20 protein-coding genes are annotated in these 25133 nt (G+C 47.0%); 9 read left to right on the plus strand and 11 right to left on the minus strand.

The annotated features are described in order from the left end of the window. Positions 1–12: 12 nt before the first annotated feature. A complete protein-coding gene (locus OK023_RS16605; protein WP_317693754.1) occupies positions 13–522 on the plus strand; it encodes a gluconokinase in 510 nt (169 codons plus the stop codon). Positions 523–708: 186 nt separating this feature from the next. Here the strand turns inward: OK023_RS16605 and gntR are convergent, their stop codons facing one another. From gntR to iolD, 5 genes are all read right to left on the minus strand, one after another. Continuing rightward, positions 709–1704 (minus strand): gluconate operon transcriptional repressor GntR, encoded by a 996-nt coding sequence (gene gntR, locus OK023_RS16610; protein WP_317693755.1) that lies wholly within the window; start codon positions 1702–1704, stop codon positions 709–711. A gap of 112 nt (positions 1705–1816) precedes the next feature. After that, positions 1817–2512, minus strand: a complete 696-nt coding sequence (locus OK023_RS16615; RefSeq protein WP_317693756.1) for a pirin family protein — start codon at positions 2510–2512, stop codon at positions 1817–1819. Positions 2513–3134: 622 nt separating this feature from the next. Continuing rightward, positions 3135–4031 (minus strand): myo-inosose-2 dehydratase, encoded by an 897-nt coding sequence (gene iolE / locus OK023_RS16620; protein WP_317693757.1) that lies wholly within the window; start codon positions 4029–4031, stop codon positions 3135–3137. Positions 4032–4063: 32 nt separating this feature from the next. Then, entirely contained in the window at positions 4064–5077 is a 1014-nt protein-coding gene (locus OK023_RS16625; protein WP_317693758.1) for a Gfo/Idh/MocA family oxidoreductase, read from the minus strand. 141 nt (positions 5078–5218) lie between these two features. After that, the gene (iolD, locus tag OK023_RS16630) at positions 5219–7159 is read right to left on the minus strand and encodes a 3D-(3,5/4)-trihydroxycyclohexane-1,2-dione acylhydrolase (decyclizing) (protein WP_317693759.1); all 1941 of its coding nucleotides are present in this window, start codon (positions 7157–7159) and stop codon (positions 5219–5221) included. A 583-nt stretch (positions 7160–7742) separates the two neighbouring features. On the opposite strand from iolD, the gene OK023_RS16635 reads away from it, so the two are divergent. Further along, a complete protein-coding gene (locus OK023_RS16635) occupies positions 7743–9689 on the plus strand; it encodes a bifunctional 5-dehydro-2-deoxygluconokinase/5-dehydro-2-deoxyphosphogluconate aldolase (protein WP_317693760.1) in 1947 nt (648 codons plus the stop codon). Positions 9690–9976: 287 nt separating this feature from the next. Then, positions 9977–10813, plus strand: a complete 837-nt coding sequence (locus OK023_RS16640) for a MurR/RpiR family transcriptional regulator (protein ID WP_317693761.1) — start codon at positions 9977–9979, stop codon at positions 10811–10813. 203 nt (positions 10814–11016) lie between these two features. Here OK023_RS16640 and iolB read toward each other — a convergent pair whose 3' ends face one another. Then, complete coding sequence (gene iolB, locus OK023_RS16645) at positions 11017–11829, minus strand: 5-deoxy-glucuronate isomerase (protein WP_317693762.1); 813 nt, start codon at positions 11827–11829, stop codon at positions 11017–11019. A gap of 134 nt (positions 11830–11963) precedes the next feature. After that, positions 11964–13469: a CoA-acylating methylmalonate-semialdehyde dehydrogenase gene (locus OK023_RS16650; protein WP_317693763.1), complete on the minus strand. Its 1506-nt coding sequence runs from the start codon at positions 13467–13469 to the stop codon at positions 11964–11966. 556 nt (positions 13470–14025) lie between these two features. On the opposite strand from OK023_RS16650, the gene OK023_RS16655 reads away from it, so the two are divergent. The 3 genes from OK023_RS16655 to OK023_RS16665 all read left to right on the plus strand — a co-directional run bounded on the left by OK023_RS16655 (position 14026) and on the right by OK023_RS16665 (position 16867). Further along, the gene (locus OK023_RS16655) at positions 14026–15468 is read left to right on the plus strand and encodes a sugar porter family MFS transporter (RefSeq protein ID WP_317693764.1); all 1443 of its coding nucleotides are present in this window, start codon (positions 14026–14028) and stop codon (positions 15466–15468) included. A 96-nt stretch (positions 15469–15564) separates the two neighbouring features. Further along, a complete protein-coding gene (locus tag OK023_RS16660; RefSeq protein ID WP_317693765.1) occupies positions 15565–16401 on the plus strand; it encodes a TIM barrel protein in 837 nt (278 codons plus the stop codon). Positions 16402–16720: 319 nt separating this feature from the next. Next, a complete protein-coding gene (locus OK023_RS16665) occupies positions 16721–16867 on the plus strand; it encodes a hypothetical protein (protein WP_317693766.1) in 147 nt (48 codons plus the stop codon). Between the two features lie 24 nt (positions 16868–16891). On the opposite strand, the gene OK023_RS16670 is transcribed toward OK023_RS16665, so the two are convergent. Beyond that, positions 16892–17194, minus strand: a complete 303-nt coding sequence (locus OK023_RS16670; protein WP_317693767.1) for a hypothetical protein — start codon at positions 17192–17194, stop codon at positions 16892–16894. Between the two features lie 416 nt (positions 17195–17610). Then, on the minus strand, positions 17611–18801 hold the full coding sequence (locus OK023_RS16675) for an NAD(P)/FAD-dependent oxidoreductase (protein ID WP_317693768.1): 1191 nt from the start codon (positions 18799–18801) through the stop codon (positions 17611–17613). Between the two features lie 295 nt (positions 18802–19096). Between OK023_RS16675 and pitA the strand changes: the two genes are divergently transcribed. Then, a complete protein-coding gene (gene pitA / locus OK023_RS16680; protein WP_317693769.1) occupies positions 19097–20602 on the plus strand; it encodes an inorganic phosphate transporter PitA in 1506 nt (501 codons plus the stop codon). A gap of 63 nt (positions 20603–20665) precedes the next feature. Here pitA and uspB read toward each other — a convergent pair whose 3' ends face one another. Continuing rightward, a complete protein-coding gene (gene uspB, locus OK023_RS16685; protein ID WP_317693770.1) occupies positions 20666–21001 on the minus strand; it encodes a universal stress protein UspB in 336 nt (111 codons plus the stop codon). Positions 21002–21859: 858 nt separating this feature from the next. Between uspB and uspA the strand changes: the two genes are divergently transcribed. Together uspA and gdhA are read left to right on the plus strand one after the other, a co-directional pair. Beyond that, positions 21860–22294, plus strand: coding sequence for a universal stress protein UspA (gene uspA / locus OK023_RS16690; RefSeq protein ID WP_317693771.1), 435 nt, complete (start codon positions 21860–21862; stop codon positions 22292–22294). Positions 22295–22481: 187 nt separating this feature from the next. Further along, positions 22482–23825 (plus strand): NADP-specific glutamate dehydrogenase, encoded by a 1344-nt coding sequence (gene gdhA, locus OK023_RS16695; RefSeq protein WP_317693772.1) that lies wholly within the window; start codon positions 22482–22484, stop codon positions 23823–23825. Positions 23826–24175: 350 nt separating this feature from the next. Here gdhA and rsmJ read toward each other — a convergent pair whose 3' ends face one another. Further along, positions 24176–24922, minus strand: a complete 747-nt coding sequence (gene rsmJ, locus OK023_RS16700) for a 16S rRNA (guanine(1516)-N(2))-methyltransferase RsmJ (protein WP_317693773.1) — start codon at positions 24920–24922, stop codon at positions 24176–24178. Positions 24923–25133 lie beyond the last annotated feature (211 nt).

Below are 25133 nucleotides of genomic sequence, written 5' to 3' on the forward strand. Positions count from 1 at the left end.
AAGATCAAACTTATGACGGGCAAAAGCATCATCCTGATGGGCGTTTCCGGCAGCGGAAAATCCACTATTGGCGCAACGATAGCAAAAGAAATACAGGCAAAGTTCATCGATGGCGATGACTTACATCCACGAGCCAACATCCAAAAGATGGCCAGTGGGCAACCGCTGAATGACAACGATCGTGTGCCCTGGCTGCAACGCCTCAACGATGCGGCATACAGCCTGAATCACAAAAGTGAAACTGGCATCATTGTCTGTTCAGCACTGAAACGTCGTTACCGAGATTTGTTACGCCAAGGCAACGAAAATATGGTCTTTATCTATCTTAAGGGCAGTTTCGATGTCATTCTGCAACGTTTGCAAGCTCGCGCGGGGCATTTTATGCCGACAGAATTGCTGAAAAGCCAGTTTGAAGCCTTGGAAGAACCTGGGGCCGATGAGAAAGATGTAATTTGGATTGATATTGACGCAGACATCGAAGGTGTGGTCAGCCGTTGCATCGCAGCACTAGGCTGTGTCTAATAGTGCTATAGGTGGGAGTGATGCAGGTTAGTTGAGCGCGGGGATGCGCGATACAAGCCCGCAGGGAGGGGTTCACGGCGTGTCGGCGTTCCGCATTATTCCTACCTACCTGAAGCTTACAGTGAAGCGGTATTAAGCGCGGTTATTTAGGGTCTTAAACTGGTAACATAGGAACTCTGCAAAGGATCAGATACTTCCGCCGGGCATCACGGTGAAACCGACATCTACCATTCGTGGAACAACAGATTCTCCTTTCAGGCGCGCAAGTAAACGCTCAGCGGCGATCTGCCCCATGTACTCACGCGGTGTCAGTACACTTGCCAACTTCGGCACCATCACCTGACCAATATCGTGACCGTGAAAACCGGCGATGGCTATGTCCCCTGGGATCGACAATCCTTGACGCTGGCACTCAAACACTGCGCCAATCGCCAGATCATCGTTGGTGCAAAAAATACTGTCGACCTGGGGATATTCCCGTTGCACTTCGCGTAATAATTCACTCCCGGCAGAATAAGAAGAGGAACGTGCGGTCATGATACTGTACGCCTCTAGGCCAGATTCATGCATTGCCTGTTCGTAGCCTTGCTGTTTAATAATGGTTCGCTCATCCTGACGAGCACCGAAATAGACTACATAGCGATGACCACGAGCGATAATTTGTTGAGTCATCTGACGTGCTGCTTCAAAGTTATTGAAACCTACAGCCAGATCGATGCAAGGCGAGACGCAGTCCATCAACTCGACCACTGGGATACCCGCCACTTCTATCATCTTCAACGTTCGCGGCGTGTGATGGCGCTCTGAAAGTATCAAACCATCTATGTTGTAAGAAAGCAGGGAGGCCAGGCGCTCTTCTTCACGCTCTGGTAAATAGCCGTAGTGCGCTAACATGGTTTGATAGTTATGTGCGTCGGTTACTTTCTCAATACCGCGCAAGACTTCGGCAAAAACCTGGTTAGTTAACGAAGGTAGTAATACACCAATCGCACGACTCGTGGCATTAGAAAGAATATCTGGTGCACGATTGGGAATGTAGCCAAGGTCGTCTAGCGCTATCGCTATTTTTTGCTGCAGAGCAGCAGAAACCTGGTTGGGGTTCCGCAAATAACGGCTCACCGTCATCTTGGTGATGCCTACCTGATCTGCCACATCTTGAAGCACTGGCCTTTTTTTCTTCATTATCAATGCACTGGCTAAGCGTGAGTGTTACCATTTTAGCAAAGAATGCGGGCTAACAGGTATGATTAAGCAAGAGGCTCAGAATACTGAGCCTCTAAGAGAAGTGTTGCAATCACACCGGTGGCAGATCAAATAGTAAAATGTCGCTGTTTTCATCAGTATAAATTGATAGTGCGGTTTCATCCCACACTGCAAACGCGTCGCTGGCGCCGGCTTTTTGACCATTGATCGACACGCTGCCACGAACCACCTGGATCCAAACGCGACGATCTGCCTGAATGGGGTACACTGACTGCTCATCTTTTTTAAGCGTCCAGCGCGATAATGTCATGTCTTGGAACACTTTTAACGAGCCTTCACGCGCATCAGGTGACAATACCAGTTGGCAGCCTTGCGGTGCGTCAAAAATACGCTGCTCATAACGAGGTTCCAACCCAACCTGGTTTGGGATAATCCAGATCTGGTAAAGATGCAATGGATGGTCACTACTGGCATTGTACTCGGAATGACGCACTCCAGTGCCAGCACTCATTATCTGAAACTCACCTGCATGAACCTGTTCTTTGTTGCCCATGCTATCCTCATGTTCCACCGTACCACTCAGTACGTAGGTAAGGATTTCCATGTCTTTATGGGGATGAGTCCCGAATCCCTGGCTTGGTTCAATGACATCCTCGTTGATCACCCGCAGTGCTGAAAATCCCATGAAGTCTGGATCATAATAGTTAGCAAATGAAAAAGTGTGCCAACTATCTAGCCAACCATGGTTGGCATGGCCCCGATCTTCGGCTTTACGTAAATAAATCATGTTCAACTCTCCTCAACGTTTTCTATAGTCTAGCCTTGGGCGAAGAATATGAAAGCGCAAAAATCTCACCTCTTTATCCAAAAAATTAGACTAATTCTTCAAGCAATTTTCAGTGAATTGGTTGGTTTGAGTTACTGCAGAATTTTGGTTAAAAAAAAAGCCAGCACCCGAGCTGGCCTAAGTAAACACTGGAAGCAATGTGAGCAATGTCGTGCTTTCAGTATCCAGTAATAAGGGTTATTACTCTCTCTGAATGCGAGATAATAATAACAATTATCATTCGCGTTTGTAAAGCGTTTTTAAAAAACATTTGGATAAATATTGATTACTTACGCCGAGTAAATAACTTCCTTAGTTCCCCATCAAGTCGGTACCAAGCAAAGGAATAAACGGGATTATGGGACGCTATGTGAAACGCAAAGATGTTAAAGTCTTACATCAGTGATCTACCGTTTGTAGTGCTGTTACTATCGCCAACATAAAAAAACCGCAATCCTCCATAAGATTACGGTCTTTCACACAGCTGTAAGATCGTTCAACCGATCATTTTCAGCTTAACCGATCGGCATTACGGTCATACAAATGCCCTTGTTAGATACACAACAACACCAGTAAAAAAGATTCAGATCCCAGCGGTTTCGCGAATATAACGACGCGCTTTTACGGCATATTCGAAAGGATTGGCAATCGCCGGATCCTGCTCCGCCTCTACAACCATCCACCCTTTGTATCCACGATCATCCAGCAGTTTAAACACAGGCCTGAAATCGATTACTCCATCACCCGGTACAGTAAAAGTTCCCTTTTTCACACCATCAAGAAAACTTAATCTGCGCGTTTTAACCTCGGTAACCACATCATCACGCACATCTTTCAAATGCACATGATTAATTCGATGCAGGTACTTTTCCAAAATCGCCAACATCGCCTGTTGACTTCCCTCAGAGTAATAGGCATGCCCGGTATCGAACAACAGGTAAACATTATCACCTACCGCCCCCATAAAACGGTCTATTTCTTGCGTAGTCTGTATACCTGTTCCCATATGGTGGTGCAGACAGACTTGCATTCCCTTACCTGCGGCAATCTTTGCCAGCTCGTTATATCCCTCAGCAACGCGTTGCCACTCGCCATCGCTGAAATAGGGTTTATCTTCAAATACCGCCTTCGTAGTACCTTGAATACTCTTACTCTGCTCAGAACAACCAATGACTTTCGCACCCATTGTATGCAGAAAATTCATATGGTTTACAAACTCATCGATAGTCTTTTCTTTATGACCCTCGGCAAAAAAAGTACTAAACCAAGCATTACAGATTTGGATACCACGGATTTCCAACATCGGTTTCAATACGTTAGGATCGCGTGGGTACTTACTACCCACCTCACTGCCCGTGAACCCTGCAAGTGCCATTTCACTGACACATTGCTGAAACGTGTTCTCTTTCCCTAATTCAGGCATATCGTCATTCGTCCAGCCAATAGGGGCAATAGCCAGCTTTACGTTATCTTTATTCATCTTCAGCCTCAGTAATTTAGGCACTTGTCGGCCTAGTTACCATAAAAACCCGGGCGGGCAGGTAACGTAACCGGTACAACCTCACCGCTGAGTTGTGCCGCAATACAAGCATCGGCAGTTACCGCTGCTGCATAACCATCCCAGGCAGATGGGCCCGTTAACTTGCCAGCTTGCACATCATTAATAAAACCTTGTAACTCAACGTCATAGGCATCAATAAAGCGATCTTTCCAGTCAGTAAGGATTTCAGTAGACAGTTTGGCACCGCTACGCATCTGCACTGAAGAAGGCTCAGGCAATTTGGCAATGCCGGTTTCACCCACGACCTCACATTGAATGTCGTAACCGTATTGGCAGTTAACAAAAATTTCGACATCAATACGGGTACCTTTTACCGTTTCCATCAATACAATTTGCGGATCTTTAAGATGTGGGAAGGCTTTGGTACTTTTGCGTGGAAACACAACCTGCACAGAGACGTAATCATCGTCCAATAACCAGCGCAGTACGTCGATTTCGTGGATAAGCGTATCGGTAATCGCCATATCCGTGGTGTAGGCTTCCCCCACCCTAGGGTTACGATGAGCACAATGCAACATCAGCGGTTCGCCGATCTGTCCACTGGTTAATACCTGTTTCAAGGCGCGGTAACCTTGATCATAGGGACGCATAAAACCTACCTGAACCAAACGTTTACCGTACTTGGCCTCTGCCTCCACAATGTTTTTGCAACCTTGCGCAGTAACCGCCAGCGGTTTCTCACAAAATACCGGTTTGCCAGCAGCAATAGCGGCCAATACAAACTCCTCATGGCTTGGCCCCCAAGATGTCACCAACAACGCCTGCACGTCTGCAGAATTGATCAAATCATGGCCATTATCATAAACCCTGGCATCCAGATTTAGCTCACTGACTACACCAGCTGCGCTATCCCGATTGATGTCATTCACTGCCACTATGCGGCTCCCTTGCAGAACTTTACTGCAACGGCGAATATGATCCCTACCGATGGCTCCTGTACCAATAACCCCTATGTTCAATGTCATTTTCGTTATCCTCGTGGGCATGTGCTTGGCAGACTCAAGGTCTGGAAATAGGTATAGTTACGCCTTACCGTTTTTTAAACATCGGCACTATTTCGTTCGCTTTTTCCGGCTATAACTTGAAATTCCTAGGGTAGATCGTTATCAGTAGTCGCGAGCTTTATCGATGTTCTCTTGCAACTTGCGGGCAACGGCGACAATTTTTTCGCTTTTGGCTACCTGAGCCCCCCCTACACGCCACCAACTGAGATACTTGTGGACCATGGTTTTTGGCAATACTTTGATATCCAGTAAGGTAGAAACACGTTGCTTACGAGCATCCATGAGAGCATCTATCAGCTGTTCCTCAGTAGTAATGCTGTAGGTTTTGCAACCGTATGCAGCGGCTAACATAGCGAAGTTTACCGGGACAAAATTGCCATCAAGTTTCCCACCTTGCTGGTCGCGGAAACGGAACTCAGTGGTGTAACTCTCCATACCGTGTTCCATTTGTAAGTTGTTAATGCAGCCGTTAGTCATATTGTCAAAAAGCAACACATTGATTTTACAACCTTCCTGGATCGAGGTGACCAGCTCAGAGTGCAGCATCATGAATGCACCATCGCCTACCATGGCGTAAACTTCACGCTGTGGTTCTGCCAGTTTGACGCCTAAGGCCGCATTAACTTCATAACCCATACAAGAGTAGCCGTACTCAACGTGATAGCCGTGTTCCCCATGGTTTTGCCAGACGCGCTGCAAATCCCCAGGCAGGCTGCCTGCGGCAGCAACGATGATACTGTCCTGTGGCAAATTCTGATTTAGCAATCCCAGAACACGGCTTTGGGTCAATACAGAACCCGTTTTTTCAATGAACTCGCCAAAAACGCGTTCACGATCAAGAGAATCGTCAATTTCTGGCACAAAGCCGGCTCCGGTATAGACAGCCTGATAGACACGTGCCGTTTCTTTTTGCTGGTCATCAAGAACTTCACGAATGGCATTTTGCCAACCAGAACGATAATCAGCTTTTATCAGTAGAGAATGGAGAGAAACCAGTGCAACACGGGCGTCTGCCAACACCTGAACGCCGTCTAGTTTGCCCGCATCAAATGCACTGACATTAATGTTGAGGAAAGCGACTTCAGGGTTCTGGAAAAGCCATTTTGACGAGGTAGTAAAATCGGTATAGCGCGTGCCGACACCAATTACTAAATCGGCCTGTTTTGCCAACGTATTTGCCGCTAGACAGCCAGTTTCACCGATCCCACCAACGTTGTAAGGATGGCCAGAAGACACTGTTCCTTTACCCGCTTGGGTTTCAGCAAACGGAATATGAAACTGCTCAGCAAACTGTTGCAAGACTTGCCCTGCCTGTGAATATTTCACACCGCCGCCGCAGACTAAAAGTGGTTTACGCTTGCTCGCTAACAGCGCCAATGCATCCGCCAACATACCTTCGCTTGCCGGGCGACGTTCAAGACGGTGCAGCCGTTTCTGGAAGAAATAATCTGGGTAATCATAAGCTTCCCCCTGTACGTCTTGCGGAAGACATAGCGTTACAGCGCCGGTCTCCGCAGGTTCGGTCAGAACACGCATAGCGTTGATACAGGCACTCATCAGCTGTTCTGGACGTACAATACGGTCCCAGTATTTGCTGACGGCTCGGAAAGCATCATTGGTACTGATACTCAGATCATAGGATTGCTCAATCTGCTGCAATACGGGATCGGGCTGACGAGAGGCATATACATCACCTGGCAACAACAACAACGGGATCCGGTTTGCTGTGGCGGTCGCTGCAGCAGTAATCATATTAGCCGCACCGGGGCCAACAGAGGACGTACAGGCGTAAATCTGTTGACGCAGCTTCTGCTTGGCAAACCCAGTGGCTGCATGTGCCATACCCTGTTCATTACGTCCCTGATGCACCACCAGAGCACCACAATCCTGTTCCAATGCTTGTCCAAGGCCGAGTACGTTGCCATGACCAAAAATAGCAAAAATACCTTTTACGAATTTGGTTTCCACACCATCCACCAGTAAATACTGGTTGTCGAGAAATCTGACGAGTGCCTGTGCCATGGTTAACTTGATCTTACCCATTTACTCATCCTTTCGATTAGCGTTATCCCCTTTGCCATCATTGTGGCTTAGAAGCTAGTAGGCATATCTGGTGGCTTTTGATAGACAAAAGCGATTGTTCTCTTTTATTCGGATTTAAGTCGTGCTCATTTTACAAAAATTTTGAAATACAAATCGATTATAAACAAATATATTTTCCATTAAATATCAATACAGAAAAAATATTTCATTTTGAGATAAAGATCGCATTATAACTTACGAATGACATATTTTTTATCCTTTCAATTCATATCATTAAACATAAAAACAATTACATATCATTCAGTTAAATGAACTTACACATCGATACAAGCTGCTGATATCACTACGATACCAACATTTTCTCTTCGGGTTTAAGTCAAACACTTTCGCACTAACATTAGCCTGTCTCTAAGCCCCTTTTATTTTGTAAAAGTAAAAAATAAAATTCACCATTTTTTTGGGGTGTAAATTTCATTCAATCTTGAAATTGAAATTTTTATTCCCCATACTTCCCCTATGCTTCCTGCTTACTTCCTCTACCGGGTCGCAATCGAGTTTTGCTTAATGACAGAAGGAAACGAGTATGGCTACACAACAAAAGCAGCTTGATGTTATTTGCCTCGGGCGGATCGCTGTTGATTTCTATGCTCAACAAATCGGCGCACGCCTGGAAGATGCCAGCACATTCGCCAAATATCTTGGCGGCTCCTCGGGCAACGTGGCTTATGGCACAGCAATTCAAGGGCTAAAATCCGGCATGTTGGCTCGCGTTGGAGATGAGCACATGGGCCGTTTCTTGCGTGAAGAACTCCAGCGCGTTGGGGTAGATACACAAAACCTGATCACTGACAAACAGCGTCTGACAGGCTTGGTGATCCTAGGTATCAAGGATCGGGATACTTTTCCGCTCATTTTCTACCGTGAGAACTGTGCCGACATGGCACTAACACCCGATGATATTGATGAAAACTACATCGCTTCATCGCGGGCTTTGGCCATCACTGGTACACATCTTTCCCACCCTAATACCCGTGCAGCGGTCCTTAAAGCACTGGAGTATGCACACAGGCACGGGCTGCGTACCGCGCTGGATATTGATTATCGGCCGGTACTGTGGGGGTTGACATCATTGGGTGATGGTGAAACCCGTTTTGTCGAATCAGAGAAAGTGACACGCGAGTTGCAGGAAGTGTTACACCATTTCGATCTGATTGTCGGAACAGAGGAAGAGTTTCATATCGCTGGTGGTAGTACAGACACGCTTACAGCCCTTAAAAATGTTCGCAAGGTTACTCAGGCAACATTGGTGTGTAAACGTGGGGCACAAGGGTGCTCGGTATTTGAAGATGACATCCCCAATAATTGGCAACAGGTCAAACTGCATTCAGGTGTTCGGGTTGAAGTGTTAAACGTATTGGGGGCTGGCGATGCTTTTATGTCTGGTCTATTGCGTGGCTACCTCAATAATGAGGGCTGGGAGCAGGCCTGTCGTTATGCTAATGCCTGCGGAGCACTAGTTGTATCACGCCATGGTTGTGCTCCCGCCATGCCAACCAAATTCGAGCTGGACGATTATCTGCAACGCGAGCAGGATGTAAAACGCCCGGATCGCGATATACGCCTGAATCACCTACATCGCGTGACTACACGTAAACAACAGTGGCCTGAACTGTGCGTTTTTGCCTTTGATCACCGTAAACAATTGGCGGACATGGCACGCGAAGCTGGGGTTGATGACGGGCGTATTCCTCAACTAAAAACTTTGCTATTAGCGGCAGCTCAAGCCGCAGCTAACGAGGCAGGATTAAAAGGTAACAGTGGTATTCTTGCCGATACCACTTATGGCCAAGAAGCGTTAAATGCCATTACCGGCAAAGGGTGGTGGATTGGTCGTCCCGTCGAATTGCCAAGCTCGCGTCCATTAAGGTTAGAACACGGTAATATTGGTTCACAGTTAATCGACTGGCCGCTTGAGCACGTGGTGAAATGCTTGGTTTTCTACCACCCACTTGATGCCAAGGAATTGCGCCGTGAACAGGATGAACAAATCGTTGATATCTACCGTGGCTGTTGCAAATCTGGCCACGAGCTGCTGCTAGAAGTTATTTTGCCGGATAGTATCCCTGATAAAGATGAATCATACTACCTGGAAACACTAGAACATTTCTACCAGCTAGGCATACAACCCGACTGGTGGAAATTACCACCTCTGAGCGCAGCTACTTGGCAGAAAGTGGGAAAGCTCATTGAAACCCACGATCCATTCTGCCGAGGAGTGCTAATTCTTGGCTTGGATTCCTTAGAGGAAACCCTCCAGGCTGGTTTCGCTGCAGCTGCCGATACTTTTTGGGTCAAAGGATTCGCTGTTGGCCGTACCATTTTTGGTACCTCTTCACGCCTTTGGTTACAAGGAGAGATAAGCGACGCCGAGTTAATCGAACAAGTGAAGCAGAAATACCTCAGGCTGATCGGTTTCTGGCGGCTGTATCGCCCACTGTCGAACAGCAGAATAAGCTCCCCTGCATTTTAACTCCCCCCTTAAAGTAGATTTTTCTGCTTTAAGGGTTTTTTTGCCCATTTTCTGTGAAGTAATGCAGCTTGCAATAAAATAAATCGCTTTCTGAGGAAATGAAATTTCTACTCCGTCTGTTAGAATGACCGAATAATGATTCAGGTGTATATACTCGACATAATTTAAATTGCATGTACTTTGGCAGAGTTACTTCGACACTTCGCGTAGAGCTTGACGCCTTTTTGCAATTCAACTTATCGGGATTATAAACAGATTCACCCTAGCCAATACTGCGAGCCAAATGGATGAATAACCCAACTCAACTTTCACTTTTACAAGACGAGATCCGTCGCCGCTATGAAACGCTGAGCAAGCGTTTGAAACAAGTAGCACGCTATATTCTTGATAACAGTAACAGCATTGCTTTCGATACCGTTGCTTCCATCGCCGCACATGCCAGTGTCCCACCTTCTACTCTGATCCGTTTCGCGAATGCTTTTGGATTCAGCGGGTTCAACGAAATGAAACAGGTCTTCCGCCAGCATTTGATGGAAGAAACAGTAAACTATACGGAGCGCGCCCGTCTATTCCGCCAAACCTCTTCAGACGATAGCGTTGCACCGGAGAAACCTGCAGAGATCCTAAACGTATTCACCATGGTCAATGCGCAGGCATTGCAACAGTTACCCATGCAAATCAGTGCCGAACAGTTAGATAAGGCAGTAGAACTTTTGAACAATGCGGAAAATATCTATGTGATCGGACTGCGTCGCTCGTTTAGCGTCGCCTCTTACCTCACTTATGCTTTACGTCATTTAGAAAGACGTGCATTTCTTATCGATGGCCTAGGTGGCATGTTTACCGAGCAGCTTAGTATGGTAAAACCCAAAGATGTGGTGATCGCTATCAGTTACTCCCCTTATGCCAAAGAAGCGCTAGAGCTGGTGGAGTTAGGTGCTAAGCAGGGAGCACAGCAAATCGCTATCACTGATAGTCAGGTCAGCCCACTAGTTGCATTCAGTGATGTTTGCTTTGTCGTGCGTGAAGCACAGGTCGATGGATTCCGCTCTCAGGTTGCCTCAATGTGCCTGGCACAAACGCTGGCCGTATCTTTAGCACTGAATAATGCCAAGGAACTGTAATGTAAAGCCCCCCTTTATTCGTTGTAAGTGGCGCAACAATCGTTCAGACCTCGATTTACACAGCACTTGTGCTACCTACAAGTAAGTAGGGGCTGCTTCCCTATAGTTTGAAGGGCAAAGAGTAGACTATCTCTTAAGCTGCGACTTGAAACAGAAAAAGGCGCAGTACTCCGCACCTTAGCCTCTTAACGTTACACACCAACTCATCTGTAACTTTCACTGTTGATCCAAGCGTGCTCTTTCTCCCAAGTGAATTTCCAAAGACGCACTGGACCCGCCATAACGTTCAGATAGTAGTTATCGTAACCGGCAAGCGTTGCTACCGGATGGTAGCCCCTAGGTACTTTCACTACATCTCGATTATATACCGACATACATTCATCCAGCGAGCGATCGTCGGTATATACACGTTGCAAACAGAATCCTTGCTCGGGATGAAGGCGATGGTAATAGGTTTCCTCTAGGTAAGTTTCGTCTGGCGAATGCTCTTGGTCATGCTTATGGCTCGGATAAGAGCTGGTATTCCCTTCATCAGTATAAACTTCCACCACCAGCAAACTGTCAGCAGGTTGGCTATCCGGCAGAATATTATGAACCAACCGTTGGTTACGGCCCTTACCACGTCGTTCTACACCTACGTCCGCAGGGCTAATCAAGCGCGAAGACAAGTTTCCTTTACTTGGAGCACTACACACAGCCAACTCCAAGTCACTTTCTGCCCTAACTTCGACATGTTCATGGTGCGGAACATATACTCCGTAAGGAGGTATACGTTCAAACGGACTCATACGTTTGCCAATATGCGGGTAATCAGCATGCCTCGTTGCCACAGAAGCAATGCCTGCCACTAAAACCAAGCATAGCTCTCTATCTCTACTCTCCAATTTTAGCATCTGCCCCGTCTGCATACGGTAGACTTCAAAACCAACAAAACGCCAATTGGCATTTTCTGGAGTAACACACTGAATGCGACCATTAGCATCTGGTTGCTGACATTTAGCCAGTAGTGAAGACATGACACTTCTCCTTATATCCTGTGTTTAATCACTCTTACCGCCTATAGACGGCATTATTGAAGTCACACAGGTTTAGATATCAGCAAAAAAGCCATTATTTTTGTTAAATAACGGCCCAGCGTACTTTGCAGGAATTAACCCAACGTTGGCATACTGTATTCAGATACCGTTTGCTGACCAGCCGGCCACCGTGCTGTAACCGTCTTCATTCTGGTGTAAAAACGCACACCGTCTGTACCGTGTACATTAAGCGCACCGAATACTGAACGTTTCCAACCACCAAAGCTGTGGAAAGCCATAGGCACCGGTACGGGTACGTTAACTCCCGCCATCCCAGCCTGAACTTCATGTACAAACTGGCGTGCACAATGACCATTACTGGTAAAAATAGCGCTACCGTTGCCAAATTCGTGACTATTAACCGTATCAATGGCGGTTTGGTAATCAGAGACTCGCAAGATACCTAACACCGGCCCGAAGATCTCTTCGCGATAGATACGCATGTCAGGTTTTACATTGTCGAATAAAGTTCCACCAACATAGAAGCCATTAGGGTAACCAGGCACTTGGTAACGACGGCCATCGACCACTAATTTCGCGCCTTCTGCTACACCGATATCAATATAATCCAACACCTTTTTCTGATGGGCAGATGAGACCAATGGCCCCATTTCATTTTCCTCCCCACCTTGCTTAATACCTGGCCCTACACGCAATTGGGTAATAAGAGGTTTGAGTTTAGCGATTAGTTTATCTGCGGTGTCATCACCAACCACTACGGCGACAGGTAACGCCATACAGCGTTCACCAGCAGACCCAAACGCTCCCCCCATCAACGCATTGACAGTAGCATCCAGATCCGCATCCGGCATCACTATTGCCTGATTTTTTGCAGCACCGAAAGCTTGTACACGTTTGCCATGCGCACTAGCAGTAGTATAAATATGTTCAGCAACGACAGAAGAACCAACAAAACTCACTGCTTGGATACGTGGGTCGGTACACAACTGTGAGGCTTCCCCATTGCCGCAATGAACCACGTTGAACACTCCATCAGGCAAGCCAGCTTCTTTCAACAACTCGGCCAAACGTACTGAAGCAGAAGGGACTAGCGCGGGTGGTTTCAAAACGAAGGTGTTACCACAGGCCAGTGCAATCGGAAACATCCACATCGGCACCATTGCTGGAAAATTGAATGGCGTGATCCCCGCCACCACACCCAATGGCTGCATTAATGAAAAACTGTCGACGCCGGTGCCCACATCAGGTGAGTATTCCCCTTTGATGAGATGTGGGATCCCACAGGCAAATTCCACGACTTCCATTCCCCGCGTCAACTCCCCGAGCGCATCGGAATAAACTTTGCCATGCTCACTGACGATAAGTTGCGCCAATTCTTCACGATGCTTTTCCAGCAACGCTTTAAAATTGAACATAATACGTGCTCGACGTAACGGTGTGGTTCGTGCCCAATCGGTAAACGCCCGATGGGCGACATCGATGGTCTGTTTTACCTCGGCGGCGGTACTCTGTGTCACACGGCGTTCAACCTGGCCGGTTGCAGGATTATGCACGTCAACAGTCTGATTACTGCTGCTCAGGCAAACCTGCCCACCAATAAAGTTACCCACGGTTTTCATGTCTCACCCTCTTTTATGTCCGCTATCGTCCACAGTCCATTGCGCTGCTACACACTGTGGCATTCATTGATCCACCTACGGGATAGGATTCACAAGCAGGCTAAATCCTGACCATATGAAACAAACTCTATTCCATTGAAAAAAAAGTTTCAAATGAAATATTTTAGAAAATTATTTTTATCAAAGTGGATAGCAAATTTACCAAACTGAATATATGCATCAGCAATGGTAATCGATCAGGCACATAGCTTAGTTTTAGTCATATTTTTCAGATATTTTATGACCTTCACATAGAAATCACCTCTATTCAGAGAGAAGTTTTTTACCTGTATTAGCAACCGGAGAAGTGACTAACAATCATATTAGTGCCAATTTTTTGAACTAGATCCAAAAATCAATATTTCATTATTCACTAAATATGAAATAAATGTTTTTGTTAAACAAAGGACAACCTGAATCATTCCACCTTGATTACAGACACGCTTTATATTTCTGTCCCCTGCACCTCTACAGATCACTTCGTGGGCAGAAATCAGGATAAAAATCGGAGCAACGTATGTCACATCAGCGTAAACACAATACTGGGTATATTCTGCGAATCTGTGGGATCGCAGCACTCGGTGGCATTTTGTTTGGTTATGATACCGCCGTGATTTCAGGGGCAATAGAAGCCCTGAAAACCTACTTCAACCTCAGCCCATTGGAAACCGGCTGGGCAGTCTCCAACGTTGTAGTTGGCTGTGTAGTTGGGGCCTTCATCGCCGGACCACTTGCCGGACATTTTGGCCGTAAAAAAGCCCTGATGCTGGCAGCATTGCTATTTACTATTTCTGCCATTGGCTCCTCTTTGGCCCCTACATTCACTTGGTTTGTCATTTATCGCATTATCGGTGGTCTGGCGGTGGGAATAGCGGCCACTGTTTCCCCCATGTACATGTCGGAGGTTTCGCCAAAAGATATGCGTGGCCGAGCTCTCAGCATGCAGCAATTCGCTATTGTGTTTGGCCAAATACTGATTTTTTATGTCAACTTCAAGATTGCCAGTATCGCCAGCGAAACATGGTTAATTGAGATGGGGTGGCGCTGGATGTTCGCCTCGGGCGTTATTCCCTGCATATTGTTCTGTATTCTAGTCTTCATCATTCCTGAATCACCGCGCTGGAATGTGATGGTGGGGCGTGATGATCAAGCTCTGGCGATGTTGACCCGAGTTTCTAATGCGCAGCATGCACAAAGCGTACTACGGGAAATCAAGGACTCCGTCCGCCAAGATCAGAAAGACCATAAACAGAAACTAAACTACAGCGATGTGCGTGTCCGTTTCATTCTGTTTGTCGGCTGTATGATCGCTATGCTGCAACAGGTTACTGGGGTTAACGTGATGATGTATTACGCACCCGTTGTGCTGAAAACCGTCACTGAAAATGCACAGGAAGCGTTATTCCAAACTATCTGGATCGGCGTTTTGCAGCTTGTCGGTTCAGTGATTGGTGCCATGCTGATGGATCGTATGGGACGCATTCCACTGATGCGCTGGGGAACACTTGGAAGCATTGCTGGCTTGTTGATCACCTCTTATGCACTTTATACCCAGGCTACTGGATATTTTGCACTGTTTGGCATGTTGTTCTTTATGGTGTTTTACGCTTTGTCATGGGGCGTGGGAGCTTGGGTGCTGGTTTCCGAGATCTTCCCTAATCGAATGCGTTCACAGGGAATGAGCATTGCTGTCGGTTGCATGTGGTTGGCTAACTTTGTCGTGTCACAGAGCTTCCCGATGATCAATGACCAGCCTTATCTGTTCTCGACCTTCCACGGTGCTTTTCCTATGTGGATCTTTGCTATCTGTTGTCTATTCAGCTATTGGTTTATCGGCCGCTTTATCCCTGAAACAAAAGGGATATCTCTGGAGAAAATGGAGGACGTAGTAATGGCGAAACGCTATCGCCAGCCATTATCAGATGTGAAGACCGCATCAATAGAACACGGCAAGCCTTGAAACATACACTATGGATTTCAAGTTGCAGCTAAGTAAACACACTGCAATTTGAAGAATAAAACAACCCACCACCAATAACTCCAGGAATAACGCATCATGGTCATTGGTTCAGAACGCTTTTGTGTTAACCGAAAGATCGCACCTAATCTCACGTTAGAGAACTTCTTCCGCTTGGTAGCTCGTTGTGGGTTAAGTAAAGTTGAGCTGCGTAACGATATGCAGGGCGGCAAAGTGACGGATAATCTGAGTGACACACAGTTGAATAGGTTAGCAACAGAATACAACATTGAGATCGTCACCATTAACGCTCTGGAAATGTTCAATCGGATAGAAGACAAAGCTACGTTACTGAAAAAAGCAGAAACATTGTTAAAACAGGCAAAAGCGATTAATAGCACGGCAGTCGTTATGTGCCCAGACTGTAATGCAGGCGATCAGCGCAGTGACACGCAAAAGAGAGCTGATACGCTAACAGCGCTGCAGCTACTTGCCCCATTGTTCAAGCATTACAACGTAAAAGGCTATGTTGAACCTTTGGGTTTTGGTTCCAGTTCGTTACGTTCTTCTTTGTTGACCCAGTCAATTATTCGCGATTCTGCTGCGCCCTATAAGATTGTTTTGGATACCTTCCATCACTACCTGACTGACACAGCCCAGCAAGACTTTGATGCGCAGATCCAGATTGACCAAATTGGCTTGGTACACCTCTCTGGCGTTGAGGAATCACTGGCTAAAGAAGCGCTAACTGATGAAGAACGCATTATGCTTAGTGATAAAGATCGGTTAGCTAGCATTAGCCAAGTACATAATCTCGAACGCTTGGGTTACCAAGGCACCTACTCTTTTGAGCCGTTCTCTTCACAGTTAAATAACTGGACAGAAAGCGATATAGAACGTGAAATTCGGCAAAGCATCGCGTTATTGCAAGCGTAGTTCAAGCGCCCTCAAGGACAATGGCAGATATTGCTTCTTCGGCAAACAGGACAACGAGTTGGGCACAGCGAATGCTTGCTGCAATAACCAATCACACTAAAAATTTTTACCAGGAGTTCAGTAAACAATACATTAAACTTAGCGCCAAAAACCGTTGCTTCAACTCACAGGTTATCTGCTGATTCACCCGATTTTCGTTTGAAAGAAGTATGATCTATACCTAAGCAGCTTCAAGATGCAGGAGGATACAGGAGCAAGGATACCTTGGTGCATGCCTTAGCATGTGGCGAAGGTGAACAACAATTGCTAGGAAGAACCTGTGAGAACCGATTTAAATACCGCAACACAGCAGCACGAAGAGGAAATCACAAGGATGTGGTTTCTGACTGATTTGAGCGCTTTCTACAACATCCCCCTTGACGAACACGATCACCACCGCCAGCTTGAAGCATGGCGAGTCAGCTAAGGCAATAAAATGATTTCGGATTCATCACGACTCGACCTGCCTGCGCAAATACTCTAGCGCCTTTTGGCTATAACTCTCACCCCGCTCTAACTTATTGATAAGGCCTTTCTCCTCGAGAATAATACCAAAACGATGTAATTCCTGATGCTGCGGAAGCACATCAGCGAAAGCATTAAGCAGAATGATTGATGGCATGATCTTTTCAGCACAAGTACCACATGCTCCGGGTTCATCAGCCCTAGCCGGGCAAGGAATGTTATCCGAATGTCGATGCTGGCACGCATGTAGCAAGTTGATTGCCCGTTGAATTTCAAGACTCCATGGCATAACAGCATTCCTCAAAAACTTACCCGTCTGTCAAGATATTAATAATAATTTACTTGAGAGTTTCTTACTACTCTGGCAGAAAATATGCCGTTAGAGTAGGCAACTATAAATGACACGATAGTTTTTTTCAGGAACAACATATTGATTTAGGTCACATTAGATAAAGATAGTTAACATTTTATGCTAGTTGCCTGTGAAGCGTGATGCTGACAGTGAAATCACTGTATCTATTTCATCTATGAGCGGTAGAACTTTCACTTAAAATTATTTGAGCTGAATATGGAAGCCACAACGCAAATCCGAAGAGTGAAACTCATAATTCTCAGGTACTAATGAAGGTCAAATGACTAGGCTGTGTCCATCAATTGCCGGTGGTGCCGTTGCACTACATTCCCACTGCCTATCACAGGGACTTATTACCCAGCCACGGCTTGCGCACAAGCCCATGCAGAACTCCAAGCCCATTGGAAGTTATACCCTCCTAGCCATCCCGTAACGTCCACCACTTCACCAATGAAGTATAAGCCAGGCACCTTGTTTGCCTCCATGGTCTTAGAGGAGAGTTCTTTGGTATCGACGCCTCCCAATGTCACTTCCGCAGTGCGATAACCTTCGGTACCGTTGGGTTGTATGCGCCAATTTTGCAAGTTTTCGATCGCAACGGCCTGTTGCGCTGGTGTGAGCTGCTTCAGCGTTACATCTGGCAATTGCTCCAAACCTTGCAAGAATTCCACCAAACGTTTCGGCATATGCAAGGCCAGCGTATTCTTCAGGCTTTGGTTGGGATGTTCTTGCCGTTGCTCATTCAGAAATTCCTCCAAACTAAGCTCAGGAAGTAAGTTAACACTTACAAACTCACCCGGTTGCCAGTAGTTGGAAATTTGCAGAACTACCGGCCCAGATAATCCACGGTGAGTAAACAGAATGCTTTCACGGAAGCTAGTGTCATTTTCCGCCGTAACAACAGCAGGAACTGAGACCCCAGAAAGCGTTTGAGATTGTTCAAGTAAGGGTTTATGCAGAGTGAAAGGCACCAGCCCTGCACGAGTTGGCAAAACGTTAAGGCCAAACTGTTCCGCCAATCTATAACCAAAAGGAGATGCTCCTAAGCCCGGCATGGAAAGACCACCACTTGCCACAACAAGTGAGCGAGCACTAACTTTTTCTCCATTGAGTGTCAACTCGAAACCACTGGTTGTTTTCTCGACACTCAACACTTCGCTACGCAGGCGGAATACCACGTTCCCTTGTTCGCACTCTTTGACCAACAGATCAACCACTTGTTGTGCTGAGTCATCACAAAACAGCTGCCCCAACGTCTTTTCGTGGTAGGCAATACCATAGCGATTTATCAGGTCGATAAAATCCCATTGGGTATATCTGGCCAGCGCCGATTTGCAAAAATGAGGGTTATTGGAGAGGTAGGCTGCGGGTTCAACATATATGTTGGTAAAATTACAACGCCCGCCACCTGACATCAGGATTTTGCGGCCCGGCTTCTTACCGTTGTCGAGTAATAGTACCTGGCAGCCGAGTTGCCCCGCCTGTGCGGCACAAAACATTCCCGCAGCTCCCGCACCAATGACAACAACATCAAACTGTTCCACTCAAACCTCTCCCAACAATAAATCAAAATCGCAGCAAGAAAGGCGCATTTTGCGCCTTTTCGCTACCTGTAAACCGGCGAAGGATTGTAAAGGTATCGGTGTGCCAACGCCAATGTAAGAAAATATTAGCCTGCGTAAATGCCAGTAAGACCATGAAATTGTTTTGATTCCTTAGGAGTTAGTGCTCTGCTACAACATGGAAATCAAAAAAACGTCATATTTTCCTTTTATCCAGCACCAATTGTCGCCGATAATGCGCGCCGTTCATGTCCACAAAAAACCTGGCGTAACGCTTATGCTGCATTTGTTCGCTGGCCTGGATTTCCATACCGGCCTGATGTTAATTCTCGCATTGTTATTCGTATTATTTTATGAAGCTATCAATGGCTTCCATGATACGGCCAATGCGGTTGCTACTGTAATTTATACCCGCGCTATGCGCTCGCAACTTGCGGTCGTGATGGCGGGTTTGTTCAACTTTCTTGGCGTTATGCTAGGCGGTTTGAGTGTCGCTTACGCCATTGTTCACCTGTTGCCAACCGATCTGTTGTTGAATGTCAGTTCAGCACATGGATTAGCCATGGTTTTCTCCATGTTGTTGGCGGCGATTATCTGGAACCTCGGTACCTGGTATCTTGGTCTGCCGGCCTCTAGTTCGCATACGCTGATTGGCGCCATCATTGGTGTCGGTTTAACCAATGCGCTAGTAACCAGCACATCCGTGGTTGACGCGCTGAACGTTCCTAAAATGATCAGTATCTTCCTGTCATTAATCTTTTCTCCACTCGTGGGGATGATGATTGCCGGTTTGATGGTGTTCGTGTTGCGCCGTTGTTGGAGTAACACCAAGAAACGTCAGCGTATTCATATGACACCGGCAGAACGTGAGAAGGTCGATGGCAAACGCAAACCGCCATTCTGGACGCGCATTGCTCTGATCATGTCCGCGATTGGTGTGAGCTTCTCACACGGTGCAAACGACGGCCAGAAGGGGATCGGTCTGATTATGCTGGTGCTGATCGGTGTTGCACCTGCAGGTTTCGTACTCAATATGAATGCGAGCGGCTATGACATATCACGAACGCGTGATGCTGTGGTTCACCTTCAGCAATTCTACCAACAGCATGGAAATTCGCTGACACATGTGGTCATGCAAAAACCACTGGGCCAGACACCTGAAGAGGCATCTCCAACACCAAATCAGCCGGTCGAGTTCCATTGTGAAAGTTCGCGTGCCTTGATTGCGGTAGAACATTCACTTGATTTGCTGAATAATCTGCAAAGTTACAGTCAACTGACCGTAGAACAGCGTAGCCATCTGCGCCGACTGCTGATGTGCGTAACGGAAACCGCAGATGAAGTAGCTAAGCAACCGGAAATCTCAGCAGACGACAGACGTTTTCTGAAAAAACTACGCTCTGATCTGCTGCAAACCGTTGAGTATGCGCCAATCTGGATAATTGTTGCCGTTGCACTGGCACTTTCTCTCGGCACAATGATAGGTTGGAGAAGAGTTGCCACAACAATTGGTGAGAAAATCGGCAAAAAGGGGATGACATATGCCCAAGGCGTATCAGCCCAGATGACTGCAGCGCTATCTATTGGCGTAGCCAGCTACACCGGTATGCCAGTTTCTACCACTCATGTCCTCTCCTCGGCGGTTGCCGGTACGATGATCGTTGATGGTGGCGGTGTACAAGGCAAGACCGTGAAGAACATTGCGCTGGCATGGATACTTACCCTACCAGTATCGATTGTGCTTTCAGGCAGCTTGTACTGGATAGCGCTCAAACTGATTTAACCCGTTACCATGGTAAAAATGGCGGCTAGTAAGCCGCCATTTTTTTACCTCGTGAAGAGGGTATTAATACCAAATCGCCATCGCTACCAGACTGATCACTACCAGTCCACAAAGCGAAGATGTCAGCACAAACTGTCCGCGTACACGCTGACAGCGACGGATAAATTCAGGATCATGGTGCTCAACATAACGTTGCGCGAAAATATAGCGTACTAATCGTATCTGTTTGCTTGGCTGTCCATGCGAAGTAAAAAACCCTCCACCATCGACGTATTGATACAGCAACGGGTCGCAGCCGCGTAAAACTACTAACAGCGTCCGCAGAGAAGAGAAATACCGAGCCATGTTAACTACACATACCACACACAAAGCCCAAAACAGCGCGACGGTACTAATCATGATTACCCCCTCAAGGCGTTGTTATCACGGCAAACCGCCGGACCAACGACCCTACTTCACCCCAATGCTGCCGGAGCCTTTGGCTCCCATCCTCCTAGCACCTTATACCCGTTAACACCCGTCATACTTCAAGTTGCATGATTGTAAAGCCTCGCTCCCTAAGGAGTCACTGACAGCGTTCAAACCGGAAATCGTCCGACTCGTCGTGACATCGTTACCTTCATGCAACTCGAATTATTTAGGGTATATACCCCTGCAATACCTCTCAGCCATTAATACAAAAGATGCTTACTGAGGCGTCTTCTGTCCTAGAGAGGAAATGGTGAGGCCCACATTCACTATTGTAGAATAGTGAAGCGCAAACAGGCCCAAATGCTGAGCAAAATTTATCGTAGTCCGTAAATTTTGCTCAGTAGCGTCGCGTCGCAGTAAATATAGTATTAGCCACCAGATTTGAAAAAGTGAGCTATGTTTTACTCTGGGCGCTTATAATTCATAATGTTAATCTACTCATGCCTCTTCAAGTTACATGCATGTTGGTTGTACTCAGTTATTTGGCCAGTATGGCTAAACTAGGGAGCAAGGAGGTCAGAAACCGATTTGACCGCTGCCCCGAAAAGGCAATATCAAGGGATGGGCCGAGTCACACAGTCAAAAACCCTTCATCTTGGAGAAAAACGGATATATCACCGCTTCCCGCATTTCGGGAATACCTTATTGATGCAATACAGTGTGATCGCTATTACATATCGCAGTGTGATCAGGATGGTACGATGCAGGTAGGGCAAAAACGCCAAGACAGAACATCTGAATACCTGTATCCCCCTTTAACCGGCATTATACGGAAGGAGTATTCTCATGGCTTATAAACACATTTTGATTGCGGTTGATCTATCGCCGGAAAGCAAGGTCCTGGTAGAAAAAGCAGTGTCAATGGCTCAGCCTTACAATGCCAAAGTCTCCTTGATCCACGTTGATGTGAATTATTCTGACCTTTATACCGGCTTGATTGATGTCAACCTTGGCGATATGCAAAAACGGATCTCTGAAGAAACCCACCATGCCTTAACAGAGCTGTCACAAAATGCAGGCTATCCGGTTACTGAAACTCTCAGTGGCAGTGGAGATCTGGCACAAGTATTGATCGACGCCATCAATAAATATGATATTGACCTCGTTCTCTGTGGGCATCACCAGGACTTCTGGAGCAAACTAATGTCTTCCGCCCGCCAGTTGATTAACTCTATCCACGTTGACATGCTGATCGTACCGCTGCGCGACGAAGAAAAGTAAGCACTCGCAAACCTTACTAACCTACGCCTGCAGCATGCAGGCGTTTTTCATTACAATACCTTTATTTATTTCTTGTTAAACAACTCCCCCCCAATGATATAGTCGATAAAGACACAACATCCTCCCCAACTGTGATCCTAATCTATAAAAACAGGGGGAAATAAAATGCTAAACAGGAGCTATCTCAATGGAACAGGCTGCATCATTAGAATCCTTTCTAAAGTCATTACAACGCCATAACTCTCACCAACCAGAATATTTACAAGCAGTGCGGGAGGTTTTTACCTCGCTGTGGCCATTCATTGAGCGTAATCCTCATTATCGTGACTATGCATTGCTGGAACGTTTGGTAGAGCCAGAACGCATCATTCAGTTTCGCGTCAGTTGGATAGACGATCAGGGCAAGGTTCGGGTTAATCGGGCTTATCGTATCCAGTTCAACTCAGCTATCGGGCCGTACAAGGGCGGAATGCGTTTCCACCCTTCGGTTAACACCTCCATTCTTAAATTCCTCGGCTTTGAACAAACCTTTAAGAATGCTCTGACTACTCTGCCAATGGGTGGCGGCAAGGGTGGCTCAGACTTTGACCCTAAAGGTAAAAGCCAAGGTGAGGTCATGCGCTTCTGCCAATCACTGATGACAGAACTTTACCGTCATCTAGGTCCTGATACAGACGTGCCTGCAGGGGATATCGGTGTAGGTGGCCGTGAAGTGGGTTTCATGGCTGGGATGATGAAGAAGTTGTCGAACAATACCGGTTGTGTATTTACCGGTAAGGGTCTGTCGTTTGGGGGAAGCCTGATCCGCCCGGAAGCCACCGGTTACGGCTTGGTTTACTTCACCGATTCAATGTTGCAGCGTCATGGTTTGGGCTTTGAAGGTATGCGGGTCGCGGTATCCGGCTCCGGTAACGTAGCGCAATATACCATTGAGAAAGCGCTGGAGTTGGGTGCTCGGGTGATTACCGTTTCAGATTCCGGTGGTACTCTGGTTGATGAAGCAGGTTTCACTACCGAGAAACTGGCACACCTTTCAGAGATTAAGAACCAACGTTATGGTCGAGTCGAAGATTATGCCCGTGAACGTGGCCTAACCTATCTGCCAGGTGAACAGCCGTGGAATATACCGGTGGATATCGCCTTGCCATGCGCCACCCAGAACGAACTAGGTTTTGAAGCCGCACAGGTACTCATTCGCAACGGGGTAAAAGCTGTGGCTGAGGGTGCTAATATGCCAACCACTATCCAGGCGACAGACGCCTTCCTCAACGCAGGTGTACTGTTCGCTCCGGGTAAAGCCGCAAACGCCGGTGGGGTTGCCACTTCAGGCCTGGAGATGGCACAAAACGCCGCGCGCTTAAATTGGAAAGCAGAGAAAGTGGATTACCGTTTACGGCATATCATGGCGGATATCCATCAGGCCTGCGTCAATTACGGCGGCGAAGGCAAACAAACACACTACGTGCACGGTGCCAACATTGCCGGGTTCGTCAAAATTGCCGATGCAATGCTGGCTCAAGGTGTGCTCTGACATTTTGCTCAGAGTGTCCACCGGCGCTAACCAGTCAAATGTTTCAATGCCGGCGATACTGCCGGCAGTATCGCTCTCTTAAGTTACCCTTCTTTGCTCTTTGTGCAGCAGTGTCAAACGCACCTTTTAGCTGCCACCACTTTTCAAAAACAGGCATTTTCACTTTAGACTGAGTCCATTAAGTGCCTCTAGTCGTACTACAGGCCCAGCACAAATAGCCGTCTTTTAGCGTAATCAAGACTGGGCACATTGCGCGCATGGTCTACCACACCTCATGCCTTGCCTTGCCTTGCCTTGCCCTGCAGTCAAATAACCGCAAGCTGCGCTCACGTGCATTTAAAGGACACGACCTAATAAGGCATGTATATATCGAAACGGTGATTCTTGGTAGTAATGGCGGCGTGGGCTGAAACATCAGCCAACGGTGGCGCGTAATCAGGGCGTTTCACCACGATCCGTTTGCTAGCCAACCTACGGGCAGGCTCAAGCAGGCCGTCAGCATCGTCATCACTCCCCACCAGCGACTGGAATACTCGCATCTCTTTTTTCACCAGCGCACTCTTTTGTTTATGCGGGTACATCGGATCGAGATACACCACCTCCGGGCGCGGATCGAGATCGGCAAGTGCGATGAGGCTAGAGGCATACAATAGTGTCATGCGTTCGCGCAACCACGGGCCAATGTCAGCATCCTGATAACCCCGTTGCAAACCATCATCCAGCAAAGCTGCAACCACTGGATTACGCTCCAGCATGCGTACCCGGCACCCCAGTGATGCCAGAACGAAAGCATCACGTCCCAGTCCGGCTGTGGCATCCACCACGTTGGGCAGATAGCTACCCTTGATCCCTACGGCCTTAGCTACCGCCTCACCCCGTCCCCCTCCGAAACGCCGCCGATGCGCCATTGGGCCAGTGATAAAATCAACGTAGATCGCACCCAGTTTTGGTTCGTCACGCTTACGCAACTCCAGCCTTTCAGGTGTTAGTACTAACGCAATTGGCGCATCTTCGTCACAAGTCAGTTGCCAACGTTCAGCCAAAATAGACAAGGCGCCGGGATCGGCGCCTGCTTCACACAATAAAAACACGCTCACGTGGCGGGTTATCCTTTAATGCCATAAGGGAATATAAGATTATTACCTTTGATTTTAGTGATGTTTTTAAACAGAAGATTGAAATCGCATACCTATATTTAATCATCTGAATTTACAGTATTTTCCTATTCTTAACGCGCATTCCGCTCATTTTACCCTCCCCAGTCTCAGCTTACCAGCACCACCATGTCTGGATACCACTTGCGTGAAA

It is taken from the genome of Serratia sp. UGAL515B_01, from assembly GCF_033095805.1.
Taxonomy (GTDB): Bacteria; Pseudomonadota; Gammaproteobacteria; order Enterobacterales; family Enterobacteriaceae; genus Chania.